This is a genomic window from Thiospirillum jenense (assembly GCF_014145225.1).
Lineage (GTDB): Bacteria > Pseudomonadota > Gammaproteobacteria > Chromatiales > Chromatiaceae > Thiospirillum > Thiospirillum jenense.
In genome coordinates this window covers 1-604 of the sequence record NZ_JABVCQ010000105.1, presented here as the reverse complement: position 1 = coordinate 604, position 604 = coordinate 1, and the positions used below count along the sequence as shown (strand labels likewise).

The window sequence follows — 604 nt, the reverse complement described above, 5'->3', positions numbered from 1 at the left end:
AAAATCGTACACCCATTCATCGCGGTTCGTTTTAATGCTGCTGGCAAATAATTGAAAAATGACCGCGTCAGTTTTACCCGCTTTACCGTCTTTATTCGCCAGCGGTATCCAATGATGCCAATCGGCAGTCGGTTGATTTAACCATTCACCTTTTGCCGTTGGTTTAATACGTCGAAATTCACCAGCGCGCTCTAATGTGCGCAATGAACAATCACGCAGCCAATCTTTTTTCGCTTTACCAGTTGCACCAGCAGACGCATGGAGATAACGAATTGTGCAGTGCGATTGCTGCGGATTTTTAATAAAAAAACTAATTGCCACGCCGGTTTGAATATCAAAAACATTACCGCCTTGCGCGGGTGGCAAACCATCGCGTTTGCGTAAATCACCTAATAAATCTACAATCCAAATCTCCTGAAATTCCATTGCCAATACTTTGCGCAATCCATCCGCCTGCCGCGCATCTAAATACGAACGATTGGTAATAAAACCAACAATTCCATACTCACCAATTCGATCCGACGCCCACCGTAAAAAGCGCACGAATGGATCATACAATTTAGTTTTTTGCGCGGTACTCGCCGCTAAATACGTTTCTTTAATT

The 604-nt window shown here is 43.7% G+C and carries 1 pseudogene; it reads right to left on the bottom strand.

Features of this window, described 5'->3' with window-relative positions:
* A pseudogene (locus tag HUK38_RS14720) lies at positions 1 to 604 on the bottom strand (hypothetical protein); the annotation flags it as partial.